This is a genomic window from Actinacidiphila rubida, from assembly GCF_900110255.1.
Lineage (GTDB): Bacteria > Actinomycetota > Actinomycetes > Streptomycetales > Streptomycetaceae > Actinacidiphila > Actinacidiphila rubida.
This window is the reverse complement of record NZ_FODD01000020.1, coordinates 99,821-120,004: the sequence shown is the minus strand read 5'-3', so window position 1 is coordinate 120,004 and position 20,184 is coordinate 99,821. Positions and strand designations below refer to the sequence as shown.

General features: G+C 71.6%; 21 protein-coding genes. 6 read left to right on the top strand and 15 right to left on the bottom strand.

All coding sequences use genetic code 11. The features are described 5' to 3' along the window. Positions 1–25 precede the first annotated feature (25 nt). From BMW99_RS20895 to BMW99_RS20885, 3 genes are all read left to right on the top strand, one after another. Positions 26–964 (top strand): coiled-coil domain-containing protein, encoded by a 939-nt coding sequence (locus tag BMW99_RS20895; RefSeq protein WP_069466303.1) that lies wholly within the window; start codon positions 26–28, stop codon positions 962–964. Positions 965–1,052: 88 nt separating this feature from the next. After that, on the top strand, positions 1,053–2,099 hold the full coding sequence (locus tag BMW99_RS20890; RefSeq protein WP_069466304.1) for an ABC transporter ATP-binding protein: 1,047 nt from the start codon (positions 1,053–1,055) through the stop codon (positions 2,097–2,099). 1 nt (position 2,100) lies between these two features. Then, positions 2,101–2,874: an ABC transporter permease gene (locus BMW99_RS20885; protein ID WP_069466305.1), complete on the top strand. Its 774-nt coding sequence runs from the start codon at positions 2,101–2,103 to the stop codon at positions 2,872–2,874. Between the two features lie 30 nt (positions 2,875–2,904). On the opposite strand, the gene BMW99_RS20880 is transcribed toward BMW99_RS20885, so the two are convergent. Continuing rightward, a complete protein-coding gene (locus BMW99_RS20880) occupies positions 2,905–3,219 on the bottom strand; it encodes an ATP/GTP-binding protein (RefSeq protein ID WP_069466308.1) in 315 nt (104 codons plus the stop codon). Positions 3,220–3,390: 171 nt separating this feature from the next. Here BMW99_RS20880 and BMW99_RS20875 point away from each other — a divergent pair, with 171 nt between their 5' ends. Continuing rightward, positions 3,391–4,419 (top strand): LLM class flavin-dependent oxidoreductase, encoded by a 1,029-nt coding sequence (locus tag BMW99_RS20875; protein ID WP_069466306.1) that lies wholly within the window; start codon positions 3,391–3,393, stop codon positions 4,417–4,419. A 72-nt stretch (positions 4,420–4,491) separates the two neighbouring features. Here the strand turns inward: BMW99_RS20875 and BMW99_RS20870 are convergent, their stop codons facing one another. Beyond that, positions 4,492–4,884, bottom strand: coding sequence for an SCO5389 family protein (locus BMW99_RS20870; protein ID WP_069466307.1), 393 nt, complete (start codon positions 4,882–4,884; stop codon positions 4,492–4,494). 242 nt (positions 4,885–5,126) lie between these two features. On the opposite strand from BMW99_RS20870, the gene nucS reads away from it, so the two are divergent. After that, positions 5,127–5,789: an endonuclease NucS gene (nucS, locus tag BMW99_RS20865; RefSeq protein WP_069466309.1), complete on the top strand. Its 663-nt coding sequence runs from the start codon at positions 5,127–5,129 to the stop codon at positions 5,787–5,789. Positions 5,790–6,104: 315 nt separating this feature from the next. Here nucS and BMW99_RS41375 read toward each other — a convergent pair whose 3' ends face one another. The 3 genes from BMW99_RS41375 to BMW99_RS20850 all read right to left on the bottom strand — a co-directional run bounded on the left by BMW99_RS41375 (position 6,105) and on the right by BMW99_RS20850 (position 10,826). Beyond that, entirely contained in the window at positions 6,105–9,305 is a 3,201-nt protein-coding gene (locus BMW99_RS41375; RefSeq protein ID WP_177226090.1) for a tetratricopeptide repeat protein, read from the bottom strand. 215 nt (positions 9,306–9,520) lie between these two features. Beyond that, on the bottom strand, positions 9,521–9,814 hold the full coding sequence (locus BMW99_RS20855) for an STAS domain-containing protein (protein WP_069464183.1): 294 nt from the start codon (positions 9,812–9,814) through the stop codon (positions 9,521–9,523). 163 nt (positions 9,815–9,977) lie between these two features. Next, positions 9,978–10,826, bottom strand: a complete 849-nt coding sequence (locus BMW99_RS20850) for a 3-hydroxyacyl-CoA dehydrogenase family protein (protein ID WP_069464184.1) — start codon at positions 10,824–10,826, stop codon at positions 9,978–9,980. Positions 10,827–10,973: 147 nt separating this feature from the next. Between BMW99_RS20850 and BMW99_RS20845 the strand changes: the two genes are divergently transcribed. Next, positions 10,974–11,546, top strand: a complete 573-nt coding sequence (locus tag BMW99_RS20845) for a cob(I)yrinic acid a,c-diamide adenosyltransferase (protein WP_069464185.1) — start codon at positions 10,974–10,976, stop codon at positions 11,544–11,546. Between the two features lie 88 nt (positions 11,547–11,634). Here the strand turns inward: BMW99_RS20845 and BMW99_RS20840 are convergent, their stop codons facing one another. The 10 genes from BMW99_RS20840 to BMW99_RS20795 form a co-directional block, all read right to left on the bottom strand. Further along, positions 11,635–12,069: a DUF2550 domain-containing protein gene (locus tag BMW99_RS20840; RefSeq protein ID WP_407640306.1), complete on the bottom strand. Its 435-nt coding sequence runs from the start codon at positions 12,067–12,069 to the stop codon at positions 11,635–11,637. Between the two features lie 204 nt (positions 12,070–12,273). After that, positions 12,274–12,648 (bottom strand): F0F1 ATP synthase subunit epsilon, encoded by a 375-nt coding sequence (locus BMW99_RS20835; RefSeq protein WP_176735522.1) that lies wholly within the window; start codon positions 12,646–12,648, stop codon positions 12,274–12,276. A 126-nt stretch (positions 12,649–12,774) separates the two neighbouring features. Beyond that, on the bottom strand, positions 12,775–14,214 hold the full coding sequence (atpD, locus tag BMW99_RS20830; protein ID WP_069464188.1) for a F0F1 ATP synthase subunit beta: 1,440 nt from the start codon (positions 14,212–14,214) through the stop codon (positions 12,775–12,777). A gap of 5 nt (positions 14,215–14,219) precedes the next feature. After that, complete coding sequence (locus tag BMW99_RS20825; RefSeq protein ID WP_069464189.1) at positions 14,220–15,152, bottom strand: F0F1 ATP synthase subunit gamma; 933 nt, start codon at positions 15,150–15,152, stop codon at positions 14,220–14,222. A gap of 4 nt (positions 15,153–15,156) precedes the next feature. Continuing rightward, positions 15,157–16,728 carry a F0F1 ATP synthase subunit alpha gene (gene atpA, locus BMW99_RS20820; RefSeq protein ID WP_069464190.1) on the bottom strand — a complete coding sequence of 524 codons (1,572 nt, stop codon included), beginning with the start codon at positions 16,726–16,728 and terminating at the stop codon, positions 15,157–15,159. 116 nt (positions 16,729–16,844) lie between these two features. Next, a complete protein-coding gene (locus tag BMW99_RS20815; RefSeq protein WP_069464191.1) occupies positions 16,845–17,660 on the bottom strand; it encodes a F0F1 ATP synthase subunit delta in 816 nt (271 codons plus the stop codon). After that, complete coding sequence (locus tag BMW99_RS20810; protein WP_069464192.1) at positions 17,657–18,208, bottom strand: F0F1 ATP synthase subunit B; 552 nt, start codon at positions 18,206–18,208, stop codon at positions 17,657–17,659. Before BMW99_RS20810 ends, BMW99_RS20815 begins: the two co-directional genes overlap by 4 nt. A 42-nt stretch (positions 18,209–18,250) precedes the next feature. After that, entirely contained in the window at positions 18,251–18,496 is a 246-nt protein-coding gene (atpE, locus tag BMW99_RS20805; RefSeq protein WP_069464193.1) for an ATP synthase F0 subunit C, read from the bottom strand. Between the two features lie 79 nt (positions 18,497–18,575). Beyond that, the gene (gene atpB, locus BMW99_RS20800) at positions 18,576–19,382 is read right to left on the bottom strand and encodes a F0F1 ATP synthase subunit A (RefSeq protein WP_069464194.1); all 807 of its coding nucleotides are present in this window, start codon (positions 19,380–19,382) and stop codon (positions 18,576–18,578) included. A 285-nt stretch (positions 19,383–19,667) separates the two neighbouring features. Next, a complete protein-coding gene (locus BMW99_RS20795) occupies positions 19,668–20,123 on the bottom strand; it encodes a hypothetical protein (RefSeq protein WP_069464195.1) in 456 nt (151 codons plus the stop codon). Between the last annotated feature and the right edge of the window lie 61 nt (positions 20,124–20,184).

Here is a 20,184-nt window from a genome sequence, read left to right as displayed (position 1 = left end):
ACCGGTCTGAATCGACAGGAACCCCATGAGCGACACTTCCTCCCCCTTCGGCTTCGAGCTCGTGCGGCGCGGATACGACCGCGGACAGGTGGACGACCGCATCACCAAGCTCGTCGCCGACCGTGACAGCGCGTTGACCCGGATCACCGCACTGGAGAAGCGCATCGAGGAGCTCCACCTCGAAACCCAGAACGCCCAGGCTCAGGTGAACGACTCGGAGCCGTCGTACGCGGGTCTCGGGGCCCGGGTCGAGAAGATCCTCCGCCTCGCCGAGGAGGAGGCGAAGGATCTGCGCGAGGAGGCCCGCCGGGCCGCCGAACAGCACCGCGAGCTGGCCGAGTCGGCCGCCGCGCAGGTGCGCAGCGACGCCGAGGCCTACTCCTCCGACCGCAGGGCCAAGGCCGAGGACGAGGGCGCGCGGATCGTCGAGAAGGCGAAGGGCGACGCCACGCAGCTGCGTTCGGACGCGCAGAAGGACGCCGCGGCCAAGCGCGAGGAGGCCGACGCGCTGTTCGAGGAGACCCGCGCCAAGGCCGCCCAGGCCGCCGCGGACTTCGAGACCAACCTGGCCAAGCGCCGCGAGCAGTCCGAGCGCGACCTGGCGTCCCGTCAGGCGAAGGCGGAGAAGCGCCTGGCGGAGATCGAGCACCGCGCCGAGCAGCTGCGCCTGGAGGCGGAGAAGCTGCGCACCGACGCGGAGCGCCGCGCCCGCCAGACGGTGGAGACCGCGCAGCGCCAGTCCGAGGACATCGTCGCGGACGCGAACGCGAAGGCCGACCGGATCCGCAGCGAATCCGAGCGCGAGCTGGCGGCGCTCACCAACCGCCGCGACAGCATCAACGCCCAGCTGACCAACGTCCGCGAGATGCTGGCCACGCTGACCGGTGCGGCGGTCGCCGCGGCCGGCGCCCCCGCCGACGACGAGCCGCTGTCGCGGGGCGTCCCGGCGCAGCAGTCCCGCTGACCTCGGCGGCAGATCTTCACAGGCATTTCCCCGGAACCCCCGTCCCTCCTCGGGCGGGGGTTCCGCCGTGCTTGCTAGCCTCGCCCCCATGATTGAGTTGCAGGGGCTCACCAAGCGGTACGGGGACAAGACCGCTGTCGACCATCTGACCTTCACCGTGCGCCCCGGCGTGGTGACGGGCTTCCTCGGGCCGAACGGCGCGGGCAAGTCGACCACTATGCGTATGCTGCTCGGCCTGGACGCGCCGACCAGCGGCGACGTGCGGATCGACGGCAGGCACTACTCCCAGCTCAGCGAGCCCCTGAAGTACATCGGGGCGCTGCTGGACGCCAAGGACGTGCACGGCGGCCGCACCGCCTACAACCACCTGCTGTGCCTGGCGCAGTCCAACCGCATCCCCCGGCACCGGGTGGACGAGGTGCTGGAGACGGTGGGTCTGACCGCGGTGGCCAGGAAGCGCTCCAAGGGCTTCTCGCTGGGCATGGGCCAGCGTCTGGGCATCGCGGCGGCGCTGCTCGGCGATCCGGAGATCCTCATGTTCGACGAGCCGGTCAACGGCCTCGACCCCGAGGGCATCCACTGGATCAGGAACCTGATGAAGGGCCTGGCGGCGCAGGGCCGCACGGTCTTCGTCTCCAGCCACCTGATGAGCGAGATGGCGCTGACCGCCGAGCACCTGATCGTCATCGGCCGCGGCCGGCTGCTCGCCGACACCTCGATGGCCGACTTCATCGAGAAGAACTCCCGGTCCTTCGTGCGCATGCGCAGCCCGCAGCCGGAGCGGCTCAAGGACGTGCTGGCGGCGGCCGGGCACACGGTGGTGACCACCTCGGACGGCGCGTTCGAGATCCAGGACGCGGACGCGGCCGACCTCGGCACGCTGGCCGCGCAGCACCAGGTGGTGCTGCACGAACTGAGCCCGCAGCGGGCATCGTTGGAGGAAGCGTTCATGCAGCTGACCGCGGAGTCGGTGGAGTACCACGCGGGCGGGTCGCTGCCGCCCGGTCAGGGTGGCGCCGGCGGTCCGGACGTGATCGCGCAGGGCGTGCCCGCGGGCCAGGCTCCCGGGCAGCAGCCCCCGGCACAGGAGTGGGGCGCCCAGTGGCGCAACCCCGGCTCCGGGAAGGGGCGCTGACATGGCGAGCCCCTCTGCCGTCCTGCAGTCGGAGTGGACGAAGATCCGGTCGGTGCGCTCCACGGTGTGGACGCTCGTGCTGGCCTTCGTCGTGACCGTCGGCCTCGGCGCGGTCATCTGCCTGGTGTTCAACAACCAGTGGAGCTCGATGTCGGACAGCGACAAGGCGACGTTCGACCCGACCAACACGAGTTTCTTCGGCACCTCCCTCGGCCAGCTGGCGCTGATCGTGTTCGGCGTGCTGGTGATCGCCACCGAGTACAGCACCGGCATGATCCGCACGTCGCTGGCCGCGGTGCCGCAGCGCGGCTCGTTCTACGCCGCGAAGGTCGCCGTGGCCGGGCTGCTGGCGCTGGTCGTCGGCATGGCGACGAGCTTCATCACGTTCTTCCTCGGGCAGGCCCTGCTCGGCTCGCACAAGGCGCACATCGGCGACCCGCACGTCTTCCGCGCGGTGTTCGGCGCCGGGCTGTACATGACGCTGCTGGTGCTGTTCTGCGTGGGCGCCGCGGCGATGCTGCGCAGCCCGATGCTGGGCCTGGGCATCCTGATGCCGTTCTTCTTCCTGGTGTCGCCGATCCTGCGGGCGGTGCCGAAGGTGAAGAACGTCGCGAAGTACTTCCCCGACCAGGCCGGCCAGAAGATCATGCAGGTCGTGCAGACCTCCGACAACCACACCCCGTACGGGCCGTGGGGCGGCATCCTGATCATGGCCGTGTGGGTGGCCGCCGCGCTCGCCGGCGGGTTCCTCGTGCTGAAGAACCGCGACGCCTGACCGCCTGACGGGCCGCCGACCTGCCGTGCCTCAGTGGCGCGGAGCGTTCCGGGACCGCTGCACCCTGCTGGTGCGGCGGTCCCTGGCGTTCCAGCAGGCGCGGTGCCAGTGCCGCCGGTCGTCCACTCCCCCGTACTCGCGCCACGCCACGACGTGCCCGGTGCCGGGCGGGATCTCCTGGTCGCACCCCGGGCAGCGGTAGTGCTTGGGGCCGCCGGCGACCTGCCGCACGATCCACTCCTCGCCCTGCCAGGACTCGGTGTCCTGGAAGCCGCCGCCGGGCTCGCGCTCGTCGTCGTCCCGGCCGTGCGCCGGCTTGTGCGGTTGGTTGCGTCGCGGCGACACGATCACCTCACGGGCTCTGCGGTAGGGGCAGCACTCCAGCGTACGCGCCCGGAGGGGGCGTGCAGGCACTCCCGCGGTCTTCGGGACAGCTGCCGAAAATCATGAAAACGTCTGCGCAAGCCGTGCCTACGGCACGTGCCAACCGTTAGACCCCGCAGGAGGGAGTGAGCGATGCGCGTGGGAACCTTCGTCCTCGCCGCCCAGTTCCCCGGACAGGGCCAGGGTGAGGCGCTGCACCGGGCGATATCCACCGCCGACGCCGCGGAGACCGCGGGGCTCGACGCGGTGTGGCTGGCCGAGCACCACTTCGTGCCGTACGGGGTCTGCCCGTCGGCCGTCACCCTCGCGGGGGTGCTGCTCGGACGCACGTCCAGGATCGGGGTGGGCACCGCGGTGAGCGTGCTGCCGACCGCGCACCCGGTGGCACTCGGCGAGCAGGCCGCGCTGCTGCACCTGGCGTCCGGCGGCCGCTTCACGCTCGGCGTGGGACGCGGCGGGCCCTGGGTGGACCTGACCGTCTTCGGCGCCGGGATCGGTGCCTTCGAGAGCGGCTTCCCCGAGTCCCTCGACCTGCTGATGCGCTGGCTGCGCGAACCCGCGGTGGGCGCGGACGGCCCGCGGTTCGCGTTCCCCGAGGTGCCGGTGGTGCCGCGGCCCGACGAGCTCGACGGCGGCGGGCCGCCGGTGGTGGTCGCCTGCACCTCGCCCGGCACGGTCAGACTGGCCGCGGAACGGGCCCTGCCGATGATGCTGGGCATGCACTGCGGCGACGAGGACAAGGCGGGGATGGCCGCCCTGTGGCGGCGGACCGCGCTGGCCGCGGGCCACTCCCCCGAGGCCGTGGCGGCGGCCGCGGCGGGCCACGTGTCGGCCGGGGTGGTCCAGGTCGCCGACACCCACCAGGACGCCGTGGAGACCCTGCTGAAGGCCATGCCGGGCTGGCTCCAGCAGGGTCTCGCGGCACACCGCACCCACGACGGCAGCCCGCGCGCGATGCGCGACCCGCACGCCTACACCGAACTGCTCTGCGGACTGCACCCGGTGGGCACGCCCCGGCTGTGCGCCGACCGGCTCGCGGCGACCGCCGAGGCCACCGGCATCACCCGCTTCGCCCTGCTCGCCGAGGGCTCGGGCGACCTGGACGCCACCCTGCAGAACGTCGCGCGGCTGGGCGCTGACGTGCTCCCGGAACTGGCCTGAAAAAGCAGGTGTACCAAGGCGGTTCGGGAGATCGCCGGGCCGGTCGCGGGCCGCGGGCGGCCCCCGGGGCGGTCAGCAGTCCCGGAACTCGGGCGACTGGTTGAGGATCTGGGAGCGGATGGAGGTGAAGCGGCCGAGGCTCGCCTCGGCCGAGGGGTCCAGCGGGAAGACCGCCACGCGATGGCAGTTCTGGAACGCGAGCCGCACCCCGAAGTGCCGCTGCAGGGCACCTCGTATCGCGTCGCTGGCAAGTGCGCGGAGCAACTGCCCACGCTCCTTCTCGCTCGGCGGCGGCACCTGGTTGTCGGCGAAATCCCCCCCGTCAACCTTGAGTTGCGCCACCAGTGAGCTGATCATCTCCCAGGCGTACGGGAGGGACGTCCGGACGCAGTCGACGAATTCCTGCTCGTCGACCTCGCCTCGCTCGGCCTGCTCGAGAAGGGCCGGTGAGACGTCGAGCGACATGGGTACTCCTCTCGTGACCCCGCACCGCGACGGGGTCGAACCGACGGATGACCCCGGACGGGGCGGCCGTGGGGACGCACGCCGGATCCGGGCTTCAACCGTAGGCGCCCGGCGCGCGGCAGCACTAGGCGGCGACGCCCACAACCAGCCAATTTTCCTCGGTATCGCGGGGTTGGCCGGACTTGGCCGGGCTTTCGCCCCAAGGTCCGGGCGGCCTCACGATGCTGCTAGCGTTGCGCACCATGCGTCTCGTGATCGCCCGCTGCTCCGTCGACTACGCGGGCCGGCTCTCCGCACACCTTCCCTCGGCGACCCGGCTGCTGCTGATCAAGTCCGACGGCAGCCTGTCCGTCCACGCGGACGACCGCGCGTACAAGCCGCTCAACTGGATGTCGCCGCCCTGCTCCATGAAGGAGGGCGAGGACGGCGTCTGGACGGTCACCAACAAGGCCGGCGAGCAGCTGATCATCTCGATCGAGGAGATACTGCACGACTCCTCGCACGAGCTGGGCGTGGACCCCGGGCTGATCAAGGACGGGGTGGAGGCGCACCTCCAGGAGCTCCTCGCGGACCGCATGGAGGTGCTGGGCGAGGGCTGGACCCTCATCCGCCGCGAGTACCCCACGGCCATCGGGCCGGTCGACATCCTGTGCCGGGACGCCGACGGCGGGACGGTGGCGATCGAGATCAAGCGGCGCGGTGAGATCGACGGCGTCGAGCAGCTCACCCGCTACCTCGAACTCCTCAACCGCGATCCCCATCTCGCGCCGGTCAAGGGCGTGTTCGCCGCGCAGGAGATCAAGCCGCAGGCGCGGGTGCTGGCCACCGACCGCGGCATCGGGTGCGTCACCCTCGACTATGACGCGTTGCGCGGCATCGAGGACGACAAGCTTCGCCTCTTCTGAGGTTCCCTCGGGCCTTCCCGAGTCCGGCCTCCGGCCCGGCAGTGGACGGCACCCGGCGTGCGCGCCCGCAGGCCCGCGGCTGGCCTCCGGCCCGTGGGTCGGCGGCACCCGGGGTGCCCCCGCAGGCCCACTGCCGACCTCCCGCCCGTTCTGGCTGGTCGCGTTGGGGGCACCTCCCGGACGGAGTCTGGGGGACCCCGCGCCCCTGAAGGTGCCCTCCCTCCGCGGCACAGCGGGCCCCGGCAGGGGCGCGGGGTTCCCCACCGACCGCACGGCGGCGACAGGCCCCGCGGGGCAGCTATGACGCCGTACGCGTCAGGGCGTGGGACCCGTGGAGGAGGACTGGGGGGCCGTCCCGACCGACGGCGGATCCGTGGGAGTCGAAGGGGTCTGTGTCGGCGTGGATGGCGTCTGCGTCGGCGTGGACGTCGTCGTATGCGTACTGGTCGGCGGCGTCGTCGGGTGGCTCGACGTGTGCGTCGGGGTGGGACCCCCGCCGCCCGCCGCAGGCGACGTCGGGGGGGCCGGGGGCGAGGTGATGCCGCCGGTGGGGGTCGTGGGGGGCTGCCCGCCTGCGGGGGTGGTCGGGGCAGTCGAGGGGCTGGACGACGGACTCGTGGACGAGACGGCGGGCGCCGCGGGCGCGGTGGTGCCGTCCTCCGGGGGGGCCGTCGTGTCGGTGGGCGCGTCCTGCTGGACGGACTCGATGGGCTGGACCTGGTTGGGGGTGTCGCCGCCCTTGCCCCCGGACGTCCCGATCGCCACGACCGTGCCGAGCGCGGCGACCAGCAGGGCGCCGGAGCCCGCGACGATGAGGTTGCGCCGGGTGCCCACCAGCGGCAGCCGCCTGGCCGCGACCCCGCGGTGGGCCGTCGCGCCGCCCGGCGTCTTCGGCGCACTGATGAGGACCGCCGCCGGCTCCGCGGCCGGCGGCAACGGCATCGTCACCGCGGCGCCGGCGCTGCCGAACCCGTCGATCTCGAGGTCGAACGGCACGCCGCCCGTGGCCCCTTCGCGGTCCAGGACGAGCGCGAGGGTGCGCCGCCCGACCACCGTGCCCTTGCGGTCGGCGAGCGCGCCGCGCAGTGCGATGGACGCCTCGAGTTCCGCGCGTGCCCGGTCCAGGTGGCCGGTGCACAGCGCGAGGACGCCCAACTCGTGGTGGAAGTACGCCTCTTCGGCGACCTCGCCGGTCAGCCGTGCGGCCTCCTGGCCGATCCGCAGCGCCCGCTCCCACGCGCCCCAGTGCAGGGCCGCGGCGAACACCGGCGCGACGGTGCGCGCGAGCAGCACCGCGGCGCTGGCGTTGCCGCCGTCGCGGCACGCGGCCATCGCGCTCAGGATCGCCTCGGACTCGCCTGCGGCCCGCTCGGGCGTGACGGAGGGGTGACCGGTCCACCAGGTGTAGTGGACGGCCGCGGTGTGGGCCTGGATCTCCGAGAGCTCGCCGTCCGCGCGCAGGTTCGCGGCCAGCTGCTGGACGACACCGGCGGCGAGCCGGAAGTGCGACGCGACGGGGACGGCCAGGCCGACGGAGGTGAGTTCGCCGAGCGCCGCGTCGCCGTGGGTGTCGCCGACGAGCGCGGGCAGGTGCGAGGGGTGCGGGCACTCGCCGTCGAGGGCGACGGCGAACGCCAGGGCCTCGCGCGCGGCTTCGCTGAGGCGGGAGGCGAGCAGGTCCGCGGGGGCCGCGCTCTCCGCGAGGGAGGGCAGCGGCACCTCGGCGGCCGGGAGCGCGGCCGCGGGCGGCGCGCCCGCGGGCGACCCGGCCGTGCGGTGCGCGGCCGCCGCGTCCTGCGGGCCCGCGGCCGGACCGTCGAAGCCGGACAGGTCGGGGAGTTGCAGGCCGAGCGGCGCGGCCGCGCCGGGAGCGCCGTTGTCCCACACGGAGTCGTCCCAGTCCGGAGGCTCCACGGGCATCCGCAGGGCGTCGCGCTGCCGCAGCAGCGCGCCGGCCTGGACGAACCGCAGTGGAAGTCCCTCGGACTCGAACCACAGGTCGGCGGCCCAGGCGGTCTCGTCCTCGGCCAGGCGCCGACCGGCCGACAGCTGCAGCAGGTCGATGCACGCGGAACGGCTCAGCCCGGACAGGAACACCTCCTCGACCATCGAGTCGGCGGCGGGCGCGGGCACGTCCGGGGTGGCGGACATCAGGAACGCGCACTCGGGGGCGGCGGCGAGCAGTTCCTCCAGCGCGCTGCCGCCCAGCTCCAGGTCGTCCAGGACGACGACGGCGCCGACGCCCGCGAGCAGCGTGAGCAGTTCGGCGCGATCGGGCCGGTAGCCCTCGCCCGTGTGGACGAGGGTGTGGAGGTCCTGCAGCACGTCCGCGGTGCTACGGCGGTAGCCGGACAGCCGGAGCACGCCGTCGGGCGCGAGGTCGCCGCAGGCGTTGGCCACGGAGTCCAGCAGGGAGCTGCGGCCGGAGCCGGACGCGCCGGTGACCCGGACGGAACGTCCGCGGGCCAGCAGCCGGATCAGCCGCTCGCGCTCCTCGTCCCGTTCCAGCAGCGGGAGTTCGGGGGTGGGCGGGCCGGGCGGCGGCGTGGGGCGGGCGCCGTCCATCCGTGCCGCGCGCTCCTGCGGGGTGCGCCGGGCCGGCGTCCGCCGCTCCTGCGGCGGGCTGGGCACGACCTCGGTGCCGTCGATGGGGTTGACGGTCAGCAGGAACTCGGTGGTGGCGACCCGGCTGACGCGGGCGGAGCCGCCGCTGGGCGTGTCCCCCGCGAGCAGCGGATCGCGGGGCGGCCGCGGGGTGCGCGGCGCGGGCAGGGCGCTGTCGAACAGCGCCACGTCGCCGTGCCCCGGCGCGTCCGGCCCGGCGGCGGTGTCGCCGGCGCCCGGCTCGGCACCGGGCGCGCGGTCGGACAGCGGCCGCAGGTCCGAGCGCGGGGCGGGCGAGCCGGCCGCGAAGCCGTCGAAGCTGCCGTTGCCGCCGAGCGAGCCGAAGCTGCCGAGGCCGGGGGTGGTGCGGTCGGAGCCGCCACCGGCGGGCGCGGAGGGGCTGCTGGAGCCGCCCGAGGCGCCGAACGCGTCGAAGGGGGTGCCGCTCTGCGCCTCGGGCGCCGGGCGCACGGGCAACTGGGGCAGCCCGGAGCGGTCGGCCGCGGGCTGGCGCTGCGGCAGCGCCGGCCGCTCGGGGGCCGCCGGCAGCGCGGCGCCGAACGCGCCGGTGTCCGCGGGCGCGCCGGACGGGCCGCCGGCGGTGGTGACGTCGAGCGCGCCGGGGGCGCGGTAGGTGTCGAGGACACCGCCGGCGCCCGCGTCCCGTACGGCCGGCCGCGCGCCGAACGCCTCGCCGGGGTCGTCGCCCTGGCCGGGCAGCGCGGGCAGCAGGCCCTCGCCGCGGCCGGCGGCCCGGAGGTCGACGACGCGCCCGGTGCCCGGTTCGGCCGCCGGGCGGCGGCCCGGCTCGGCGGTTCCGGGAAACACGGGCAGGCCGAAGGGCTCCACCGGTTCTCCGGCGGCCTCCGGGGCTATCCGCTCCTCGCCCGGCCGGCCGCTGTGCTGTTCCATGTTGTGCGCCCCCCAGGGCGGGTCACGTGAGGGGGCCTGCTCGGGCCCCCGTCTGCCTCGGCAGCCGGCCTCCGGCCCGATCGCCCAACCCCGGCGTACAGCTGCACGCCTCCTGGCCATCGATGGCCAAACTCTAGAGGCTCCCGCCGCAACGATGAAGTACCGGGGGTACGGCGCTCCCGTGACGTGCCCAACGTCACCTCACGGAAACGGGTTCAGGACTCGATGGCGAGAATCCGGTGCAGCCGGGTGGCCACCAGGAGCCGCTGCATCTGCGGCGGCACGCCGCGCAGCACGAGCCTGCGGTTGGCGCGGCCGGCACGGCGGTGGGCGCCCATGATGACGCCGAGTCCGGTGGCGTCCCAGGAGTCGAGTTCGGTCAGGTCGAGGACCAGGTCACCGCGGCCGGAGTCGACCGCGGTGTGCAGGGCCGTACGGGCGTCCGCCGCGCTGCGGACGTCGAGTCGGCCCCCGACGACCAGCTCGGCGTGGTCGCCCCTGATGTGCATAGTCACTCCCCGGGCAGTGCTGGCGGAGCCCCCGTCTCGAACGGCAGGGCCCGTGCTGACGGCGCATATCCGTCTGTCTTCACACAACTGACGGTCCGTCGCAAAGAGAAGTTGCCGTCTGTGAGCGAACCGATACCGAATTCACTCCTGTGGGTGATCGATCTCAGTAGGTGTAGAAGCCCTGGCCGCTCTTGCGGCCCAGATCCCCGGCGTCGACCATGCGGCGCATGATCTCCGGCGGCGCGAACTTCTCGTCCTGCGACTCGGTGTAGATGTTGTCCGCCGCGTGCAGCAGGATGTCGACACCGGTGAGGTCCGTGGTGGCCAGCGGGCCCATCGCGTGGCCGAAGCCGAGCTTGCAGGCGACGTCGATGTCCTCGGCGGTGGCGACCCCGGACTCGTAGAGCTTGACGGCCTCCACGACGAGCGCGGAGATGAGCCGGGTGGTGACGAAGCCGGCCACGTCGCGGTTGACGACGATGCAGGTCTTGCCGACGCTCTCGGCGAACTCCCGTGCCCGCGCGAGGGTCTCGTCGCTGGTCTTGTGGCCGCGCACCAGCTCGCACAGCTGCATCAGCGGGACCGGCGAGAAGAAGTGGGTGCCGACGACCCGTTCGGGGTGGGCGGTGGCGGCGGCGATCTTGGTGATCGGGATGGCCGAGGTGTTGGACGCCAGCACCGTCCCCTCGCCCGCGATGCGGTCGAGGGTACGGAAGATCTCCTGTTTGACCTCGATCTTCTCGAAGACGGCCTCGACGACGAGGTCGGCCTCGGCGGCCGCGTCCAGGTCGGTGGTCGTGGTGATCCGGTCCAGCGCGGCGGCCGCGTCCTCCGCGCTCAGCTTGCCCTTGGCGACGAACTTCTCGTAGGAGGCGGCGATTCCGTCCCTGCCGCGCGCGAGCGCCTCGTCCGTGACGTCCCGCAGGATGACCTCGTAGCCGGCCTGGGCCGACACCTGCGCGATGCCGGAGCCCATCAGTCCCGCTCCGATGACGGCGAGCTTCTTCGCCACGTCACACACCTCTCCCATGGACAATTCCGGGTATCTGGCCGGACCTTAACGCCCGTTCACCATCCGGCGCGACAGGATGTCGGCCGCGTCACCGTGTGTCCTTGGTCGCATCGGCCGGGCGTCCGCGCAGACCCTAAGCTCTGATCCATGGTCAACCTCACCCGCATCTACACCCGCACCGGCGACGACGGCACCACGGCGCTGGGCGACATGAGCCGTACCGCGAAGACGGACTCCCGGATCGCCGCCTACGCCGACGCCAACGAGGCGAACGCGGTGATCGGGACGGCGCTCGCGCTCGGCGCCCTCCCGGAGGACGTGGTGACGGTCCTGGTCCGCGTGCAGAACGACCTGTTCGACGTCGGCGCGGACCTGGCGACGCCCGTGGTGCCCGATCCCGCGCACCCGCCGCTGCGCGTCGAGCAGGGGTACGTCGACCGGCTGGAGGCCGAGTGCGACCGGTTCCTGGCGGAGCTGGAGAAGCTGCGCAGCTTCATCCTTCCCGGCGGCACCCCGGGGGCGGCGCTGCTGCACCAGGCGTGCACGGTGGTGCGCCGGGCCGAGCGGTCCACCTGGGCGGCGCTGGAGGAGCACGGCGCCGGCATGAACCCGCTGACCGCCACCTACCTCAACCGGCTGTCGGACCTGCTGTTCATCCTCGCCCGCACGGCGAACAAGGAGCGCGGCGACGTCCTGTGGGTGCCCGGCGAGAACCGCTGAGAACAAGGCTGAGGCGGTGCTGGGGCCGGCCCGAGGGGCCGGCCCGACGCGAGGGCCGGGACGCCGGCCCGGGGCCGCGGAGAGCGGCTCAGGCGACGTTGACGCGCTGGCCGGGAGGAGCGGCCTCCAGCCACGCCAGGAAACCGGTCAGGGCGTCGTCGCTCATCGCGAGCTCCAGCCGCGCGCCCTTGTGCTCGCAGCGCAGCACCACCGCGTCCGACAGCAGCGCCAGCTCCTCGGAGCCCTGCGGCTCGCGCCGGCCCAGCACCTCGATCGCGGGGCGCTCCAGCACGCGGCGCGGGCGCGGCGCGTACGAGAAGACGCGGAACCACTCCACACGGTCACCGCTGTAGCGGGCGACGCCGTACACCCAGCCCTTGCCGCCGGGATCGGCGTCCTCGGCCGGGGCGGCGCGCATCGAGCAGTCGAAGGTGCCGCCGGGGCGCTGGATCAGGCGCCGGCGCAGCCCGAAGAGGAACAGGCCGAGCACACCCGCCACGACCAGGGCGACCAGCACTTCCACGGAGACGATCACTTCACCGACCTCCTCGCGTAGAAACGGCTGCTGGCCCCGTGCCGCGGCCCTGGTACTGCGCCCTGCTGCCTGCTGCCTGCTGCGACCGCCGCTACTGCCTGTTGCCGCGTGTCGCTACCTGTATTGCCGGAACCGCGGACCGCCCCTGAGGGCAGTCCGCGGCACCGTGGTCCTGCGGTCGGCTGACGCCGTTCAGTGCGTTCCGGCCGCCGCGGCCAGCCGCACCTCGGCGCGCCGCTCGGCGCCGGCGTCCGCTTCGGACTTCGCCGCCTGCAGCGCCCGCTCCGCACGGTCGACGTCGATCTCGTCGGCCAGCTCGGCGATCTCCGCCAGGATGGAGAGCTTGTTGTCCGCGAACGAGATGAACCCGCCGTGGACCGCGACGATCACCGTGCCGCCGTCGTTGGTGCGGATGGTCACCGGACCGGATCGCAGCACCCCGAGCAGCGGCTCGTGGTTGGCCATGATGCCGATGTCACCCGACATGGTGCGGGCGACGACCATGGTGGCCTCGCCGGACCAGACATTACGGTCCGCGGCGACCAGCTCGACGTGAAGATCGGCCAAGACGGCTCCTCGGGTTGGCACCCACCGCCTGCGACGGGTGCGTAAGACACAGAATAAGGGGTGCGAGAGGGGGGCGGCGCCAATGGGCCGGGCCGCCCCCCGTCACGCGTGCGCCAGGCGCCCGAGTCAGTTGACGCCGAGCTTGGCAGCGTTGGCCTTCAGGTCCTCCAGGCCACCGCACATGAAGAACGCCTGCTCCGGGAAGTGGTCGAAGTCACCGTCGGCGATCGAGTTGAACGCCGAGATGGACTCGTCCAGCGACACGTCCGAGCCGTCGACACCGGTGAACTGCTTCGCCGCGTGGGTGTTCTGCGACAGGAAGCGCTCGATGCGGCGGGCGCGGGAGACGGTGAGCTTGTCCTCCTCGCCCAGCTCGTCGATGCCGAGGATGGAGATGATGTCCTGGAGGTCCTTGTACTTCTGCAGGATTCCCTTGACCCGCGAGGCGGTGTCGTAGTGCTCCTGCGAGATGTAGCGCGGGTCCAGGATGCGGGACGTGGAGTCCAGCGGGTCCACCGCGGGGTAGATGCCCTTCTCCGAGATCGGCCGCGAGAGCACGGTCGTCGCGTCGAGGTGGGCGAAGGTGGTCGCCGGTGCGGGGTCGGTCAGGTCGTCCGCGGGCACGTAGATCGCCTGCATCGAGGTGATCGAGTGGCCACGGGTCGAGGTGATGCGCTCCTGGAGCAGACCCATCTCGTCCGCGAGGTTCGGCTGGTAGCCCACCGCGGAGGGCATGCGGCCGAGCAGCGTGGAGACCTCGGAACCGGCCTGGGTGAAGCGGAAGATGTTGTCGATGAAGAACAGCACGTCCTGCTTCTGCACATCGCGGAAGTACTCCGCCATGGTCAGACCGGCCAGCGCGACCCGCAGACGGGTGCCCGGCGGCTCGTCCATCTGACCGAAGACCAGCGCGGTCTGCGGGAGAACGCCGGACTCGGCCATCTCCTCGATCAGGTCGTTGCCCTCACGGGTGCGCTCGCCGACGCCGGCGAACACGGAAACGCCCTCGTGCAGCTTCGCCACACGCATGATCATTTCCTGGATGAGGACGGTCTTGCCGACGCCGGCGCCGCCGAACAGGCCGATCTTGCCGCCCTTGACGTACGGGGTCAGCAGGTCGACGACCTTCAGGCCGGTCTCGAACATCTCGGTCTTCGACTCGAGCTGGTCGAAGGCGGGCGCCTTGCGGTGGATCGGCCAGCGCTCGGTGACCTCGGCCTCGGCCTCGGGCTCGTTCAGGATCGCGCCCAGGGTGTTGAAGACGCGGCCCTTGGTGACGTCGCCGACCGGCACGGTGATGCCGTTGCCGGTGTCGGTCACCGCGGACTGGCGGACCAGGCCGTCGGTCGGCTGCATGGAGATGGCGCGGACCAGGCCGTCGCCCAGGTGCTGCGCGACCTCCAGGGTCAGCGTCTTGATCTGGCCGTCCGCGGCCGGGTCGGCCACGTCGACGTGCAGGGCGTTGTAGATCTCCGGCATGGCGTCGACGGGGAACTCCACGTCGACGACCGGGCCGATGACCCGCGCCACGCGGCCGGTGGCAGTGGTTTCAACAGTGGTGGTCATAGTGGTCAGTCACTCCCCGCGTTCGCGTCGGCCAGAGCACTCGCGCCACCGACGATCTCGCTGATTTCCTGGGTGATGTCGGCCTGTCGGGCCGCGTTGGCAAGCCGCGTGAGCGACTTGATGAGGTCTTCCGCGTTGTCGGTGGCGGACTTCATCGCCCGGCGGCGGGCCGCGTGCTCGGAAGCGGCGGCCTGCAGCAGCGCGTTGTAGATCCGGCTCTCGACGTAGCGGGGCAGCAGCGCGTCCAGCACGCCCTCCGCCGACGGCTCGAACTCGAACAGCGGCAGCGCCTCGCCCTTCTTGCGCTCGGCGGCCGCCTCCTCACCAGCGGTGCCCGCGTCCTCCAGGCTGAGCGGCAGCAGCCGCCGCCCGACCGGGGTCTGCGTCATCATCGACACGAACTCCGTGAAGACGATGTGCAGCTCGTCCACGCCGCCCTCGGCCGTGTCCGTCGTCAGCGCCTCGATGAGGGGCGCGGCGACGGCCTTGGCGTTGGCGTACTGCGGACTGTCCGAGAACCCGGTCCAGGAGTCCACGACGTCACGGTCGCGGAAGCTGTAGTACGCCAGGCCCTTGCGGCCGATCACGTACGGCAGGACTTCCTTGCCCTCCGCGCGCAGCCGCTCGGTGAGCCGGTCGGCCGCCTTGATCGCGTTGGACGAGTAGCCGCCCGCCAGACCACGGTCGCTCGTGACGAGCAGCAGCGCGGCGCGAGTGGGGTTCTCGGCCTCCGTGGTCAGGGGGTGCTTGGTGTTCGAACCGGTCGCCACCGCCGTCACCGCACGAGTCAGCTCGTCGGCGTAGGGGGAAGAGGCCGCCACCTGGCGCTGCGCCTTGACGATGCGCGAGGCGGCGATCATCTCCATCGCCTTGGTGATCTTCTTCGTGGCGGAGACGGACCTGATCCGGCGCTTGTAGACCCGAATCTGTGCGCCCATACGATCAGCCCTCGACCAGCAGAGCGCCGGAGGACGTCTCGAACTGCTTCTTGAACGCGGCCACGGCCTCGGTCAGCGCGTCGATCGTGCCGTCCTCGAGCTTGCCCGTCTCGACGATGCCCGTCAGCAGCGCCTTGTTCTCGCGGCGCAGGTAGGCGAGCAGCTCGCGCTCGAAGCGGCGCACGTCCACGACCGGGACGTCGTCCAGCTTGCCGGTGGTACCGGCCCAGATGGACACGACCTGGTCCTCGATCGCGTACGGCGCGTACTGGCCCTGCTTCAGCAGCTCGACCATGCGCTGACCGCGCTCCAGCTGCGCCTTGGACGCCGCGTCCAGGTCGGAACCGAAGGCGGCGAACGCCTCCAGCTCACGGAACTGGGCGAGGTCCACGCGGAGCCGGCCGGCGACGCTCTTCATGGCCTTGATCTGCGCGGAGCCACCGACGCGGGAGACCGAGATACCGACGTTCAGCGCGGGCCGCTGGCCGACGTTGAACAGGTCGGACTCCAGGAAGCACTGGCCGTCGGTGATCGAGATGACGTTGGTCGGGATGAACGCCGACACGTCGTTGGCCTTGGTCTCGACGATCGGCAGACCGGTCATCGAGCCCGCGCCCAGGTCGTCGGAGAGCTTGGCGCAACGCTCCAGGAGACGGGAGTGCAGGTAGAACACGTCGCCCGGGTAGGCCTCACGGCCCGGCGGGCGGCGCAGCAGCAGGGAGACCGCGCGGTAGGCGTCGGCCTGCTTGCTGAGGTCGTCGAAGACGATCAGCACGTGCTTGCCCTGGTACATCCAGTGCTGGCCGATGGCCGAGCCGGTGTACGGGGCGAGGTACTTGAAGCCGGCCGGGTCGGACGCCGGGGCGGCGACGATCGTCGTGTACTCCAGGGCGCCGGCCTCCTCCAGCGAGGCGCGCACGCCCGCGATGGTGGAGCCCTTCTGGCCGATGGCGACGTAGATGCAGCGGACCTGCTTCTTCGGGTCGCCGGACTGCCAGTTGTCGCGCTGGTTGATGATCGTGTCGATCGCCAGGGCGGTCTTGCCGGTCTGGCGGTCGCCGATGATCAGCTGACGCTGGCCGCGGCCGATCGGCGTCATCGAGTCGACGGCCTTCAGACCGGTCTGCATCGGCTCGTGCACCGACTTGCGCTGCATGACCGTGGGAGCCTGCAGCTCCAGGGCGCGGCGGCCCTCGGTCGCGATCTCGCCGAGCCCGTCGATCGGGTTGCCCAGCGGGTCGACGACGCGGCCCAGGTAGCCCTCGCCGACTGCCACCGAGAGCACCTCACCGGTGCGCTGCACCGGCTGGCCCTCCTCGATGCCGCTGAACTCGCCGAGGACGATGGCACCGATCTCGCGCTCCTCAAGGTTGAGGGCGAGGCCGAGGGTGCCGTCCTCGAACTTCAGCAGTTCGTTCGCCATCGCCGAGGGAAGCCCCTCGACCTTCGCGATGCCGTCTCCGGCAACGCTGACCGTGCCGACCTCCTCGCGCGAGGCGGCGTCCGGCTGGTACGACTGGACGAAAGTCTCCAGCGCGTCCCGGATCTCCTCCGGCCGGATCGTGAGCTCCGCCATCTGGGTTCCCTGCTCTCCTTGTTGGGCCCGAAATTCTGGGGGGTCTGGGGGACTCCCCCAGGGGACACTGTCGGCCCAACTCGGGGCCGCGTTCATACCTGTTGAGTTGGTGGCTGTCAGCCGGCCATGCGCCGGGCCGCTTCGTCGAGGCGATCCGCGATGGAACCGTTGATCACCTCGTCGCCGACCCGCACCCGCACGCCGCCGAGGACCGCGGGGTCCACGTCGAGGTTCAGGTGCACACGACGGCCGTAGATCGAGGCCAGCGCGTCGCCGAGCCGCTCCTTCTGCCGGTCGCTGAGCGGAGTCGCCGAGACGACCTCCGCGACCATCCGGCCCCGGCGGGCGGCGGCCAGCTTGGACAGGGATTCGATCCCGCCATCCAGGCTACGTCCTCGCGGTGCGGTGACCAGCCGGATGACCAGGCGCTCGGTGACCGGGTTGGCCCGGCCGTCCAGCAGCTGGTGCAGCAGGCGGGTCTTGGCCTCGGTGCCGACGACGCGGTCGGTGAGCGCCGCGCGCAGCTCGCCGCTGCCCCCGACGATCCGGCCGAACCGGAACAGCTCGTCCTCGACGTCGTCCAGACCGCCGGCCCGCTCCGACGCGATGAGGTCCGCGCTGTCGGCGAGCTCCTCGAGGGAGTCCACCAGGTCGCGGGACTGCGACCAGCGGGCCCGCACCATGCCGGTGACCACGTCGAGGGCGTCGCTGCCGAGCTGCCCGCCCAGCAGCCGCTGCGCGAGTGCGGCCTTGGCGTCACCGGGCTGGGCCGGGTCGGTCAGGGCACGGCGCAGCGTGCTCTCGCGGTCGAGCAGGACGGTGACGGCGGCCAGCTCGTCGGCGAGCTTCGCCACGTCGACCGAGGTGTTGTCGGTCAACGCGTCGAGCTGCTCGCGCGCGGAGGCCAGCGCCTCGCGGCTCGCGCCATTCATCGCGCCGCCTCAGCGGTCGAGGACGCCGACTCCTCAAGCCCGTCGAGGAAACGGTCGATGGTGCGGCTCTGGCGGGCGTTGTCCTCCAGCGCCTCGCCGACGAGCTTGCCGGCCAGGTCGGTGGCGATACGGCCGACTTCCTGGCGCAGCGTCACCGTCACCTGACGGCGGTCCGCCTCGATCTGGGCGTGGCCCGCGGCGATGATGGCATCGCGCTGGCGCTGCCCCTCCTCGCGCATCTCGGCGATGATCGCCGCACCCTGCTCACGCGCCTGCTCGGTGATCCGGGCAGCCTCGTGACGGGCGTCGGCGAGCTGGGCCTTGTACTCCTCAAGCGTGCGGTTGGCCTCTGCCTGGGCCTTCTCCGCGCGCTCGAGGCCGCCCTCGATCGCGTCGTGGCGCTCCTCCAGGGTCTTCTGGATGTTCGGCAGGAGCTTCTTGCCGAGCATGCCGAAGACGATGAAGAAGCAGAGCAGGCCGACGATCAGTTCGGCAGTGTCGGGGATGAGCGGGTTCTGGGCCCCCTCAGCCGCCAGGAAGGTCATCATGTCTGAACCTTTCGTCGAGTTGAGCTACCGGTGAGGGACAGCTCAGCTCTGGAAGATGAAGGGCACGACCAGACCCAGCAGCGCGAGCACCTCGCAGAGCGCGAAGCCGAGGAACATGTTCGTGCGGATGATCGGCATGGCTTCGGGCTGGCGAGCCATGGCCTCGATGGAGTGGCCGAAGACCAGGCCGATACCGACGCCCGGGCCGATGGCGGCGAGACCGTAGGCGACGGCGCCCAGACGACCCGCGACGGTGGCGGCGGCGAGGTTAACGAACTCGGCAGACATTGTCCTTGTCTTCCTTTGCGGTGGGGTCCGTTGGGGGGTTCCCAGCGGAAGTCCGGTGGTGGAGAGGCGGTGCTGGGGGTCAGTGGCCCTCTTCGAGCGCTCCGCTGATGTAGATGGAGGCGAGCAGCGTGAAGATGTACGCCTGAAGGAACTGGATCAGCACCTCGAGCGCGGTCAGCAGGATCGCGACGATGAAGGAACCGCCGGACACCGCCGCGAACCACGCGGGGGTCAGCAGGTACCAGGTGGCGACGCTGAACATCACGATCAGCATGTGGCCGGCGAACATGTTGGCCCAGAGCCGCACCGCGAGGGTGAACGGCCGGAGGATGACGTTGGAGAAGAACTCCAGCACCACGATGAGCGGCACGAGCGGCTTGGGCAGACCGTCGAGCCAGACAAGGTTCTTGATGCCGCCGCGGAAGCCGTGCGTCTTGAACGTCAGGTACATGTACGTGATGTAGACGAGCGCGGCGAGGCCGACCGGGAACGCGAACCGCGAGGTGGCGGGGAACTGCGCCAGCGGAATCACGGACATCACGTTCATGATCCACACGAAGAAGAAGACCGACGTGAGGAAGGGGACGTACTTGTCGCCCTTCTTGCCGATCACCTCGCGGGCGATGCTGCGGGAGACGAAGCTGTAGCCGATCTCACCGACCATCTGCATCTTGCCCGGCACCAGCTTGGGCTTGCTGAACGCGGCCCAGAAGAACCCGACCACCAGCACCATGCAGATGAGCGCGAGCAGCATGGGCTTGGTGAAGTCGAAGCTGCCGATGCTGAAGATCGGCTTGAAGTCGAACGAGTTGAGGCCCGGAGCGGGGAATGCGCAGTCGTGCTGGATGTGACATCCAGCCTCAGCGAGCAGCGTGTGGGCACTCACCCGTGACTCCTTCGTCGTGACGCATAAGAAACGGCAACCTTGTGTGTCTGCGCGGCTGCTGAGGCCGCTGGTCGGCACTGCGAACGAGGCGTGGCAAAGCCGCCACGGTCCGCTGGGAGCCCGCATCGAAGACCGGTCACCCGGATTCCGCGCCGCGTCCGCGGCCCTGGAATCGAGTACACCGATGGGCGCGGGGGCAGCACCTTCCTCAAGTGCAGGGGGCCTCCACGTCCAGATGCGATTCCGGACGATAGCAGATCAGCTTGAACGCTCTTTACCCGCCCCTTAGACACCATCGGTGGAGCCCGTCTTCACCGGGGTCGCCTCCTCCTGCGGAGGAACCGACGGCAGCGGGTCCACGTAGAGCATCCGGCTCGTGAGGGTCTGGCGGATCTGGCCGCCGACCCAGGCGAGCGCGGTCACGAGCAGAGTCAGGCCGAAGGCGCGGCCGTTGAAGGCGGTGGTGCCCTTGAAGGCGACGATGAAGACGCCGATGAGAAGGATCTGCACCACGTACACCAGCATCCCCGCGCTCATGGCGAGTTGCGGGCGGTCCTGGGTCAGGCGCATCAGGGCCCACGACCCCGCCGCGAAGAAGACGGCCACCACGGCCATCGCCACCAGCCCACCGACCAGGCCCTTTTCGCCTGCGGCGAAGGCACTGACGACGGTGGCGATCACACCGACGGGCGCGGCGGCGTAGGCCGAGCCGCGGAGAATCCGGGCATCGTTGCTCTGCATAGGGACTGCTCCTCCGGCGGGAGTTGGGCAAGCGGGTGTCGTCGGAGACGAGCGTAGTCAG

Bases quoted from the DNA above. Each gene is read 5' to 3' on its own strand.
- BMW99_RS20895 (WP_069466303.1), top strand. From the start codon at position 26: ATGAGCGACACTTCCTCCCCCTTCGGCTTCGAGCTCGTGCGGCGCGGA.
- BMW99_RS20890 (WP_069466304.1), top strand. From the start codon at position 1,053: ATGATTGAGTTGCAGGGGCTCACCAAGCGGTACGGGGACAAGACCGCT.
- BMW99_RS20885 (WP_069466305.1), top strand. From the start codon at position 2,101: ATGGCGAGCCCCTCTGCCGTCCTGCAGTCGGAGTGGACGAAGATCCGG.
- BMW99_RS20875 (WP_069466306.1), top strand. From the start codon at position 3,391: ATGCGCGTGGGAACCTTCGTCCTCGCCGCCCAGTTCCCCGGACAGGGC.
- BMW99_RS20870 (WP_069466307.1), bottom strand. From the start codon at position 4,884: ATGTCGCTCGACGTCTCACCGGCCCTTCTCGAGCAGGCCGAGCGAGGC.
- nucS (WP_069466309.1), top strand. From the start codon at position 5,127: ATGCGTCTCGTGATCGCCCGCTGCTCCGTCGACTACGCGGGCCGGCTC.
- BMW99_RS41375 (WP_177226090.1), bottom strand. From the start codon at position 9,305: ATGGAACAGCACAGCGGCCGGCCGGGCGAGGAGCGGATAGCCCCGGAG.
- BMW99_RS20855 (WP_069464183.1), bottom strand. From the start codon at position 9,814: ATGCACATCAGGGGCGACCACGCCGAGCTGGTCGTCGGGGGCCGACTC.
- BMW99_RS20845 (WP_069464185.1), top strand. From the start codon at position 10,974: ATGGTCAACCTCACCCGCATCTACACCCGCACCGGCGACGACGGCACC.
- atpD (WP_069464188.1), bottom strand. From the start codon at position 14,214: ATGACCACCACTGTTGAAACCACTGCCACCGGCCGCGTGGCGCGGGTC.
- BMW99_RS20825 (WP_069464189.1), bottom strand. From the start codon at position 15,152: ATGGGCGCACAGATTCGGGTCTACAAGCGCCGGATCAGGTCCGTCTCC.
- atpA (WP_069464190.1), bottom strand. From the start codon at position 16,728: ATGGCGGAGCTCACGATCCGGCCGGAGGAGATCCGGGACGCGCTGGAG.
- BMW99_RS20815 (WP_069464191.1), bottom strand. From the start codon at position 17,660: ATGAATGGCGCGAGCCGCGAGGCGCTGGCCTCCGCGCGCGAGCAGCTC.
- BMW99_RS20810 (WP_069464192.1), bottom strand. From the start codon at position 18,208: ATGATGACCTTCCTGGCGGCTGAGGGGGCCCAGAACCCGCTCATCCCC.
- atpE (WP_069464193.1), bottom strand. From the start codon at position 18,496: ATGTCTGCCGAGTTCGTTAACCTCGCCGCCGCCACCGTCGCGGGTCGT.
- BMW99_RS20795 (WP_069464195.1), bottom strand. From the start codon at position 20,123: ATGCAGAGCAACGATGCCCGGATTCTCCGCGGCTCGGCCTACGCCGCC.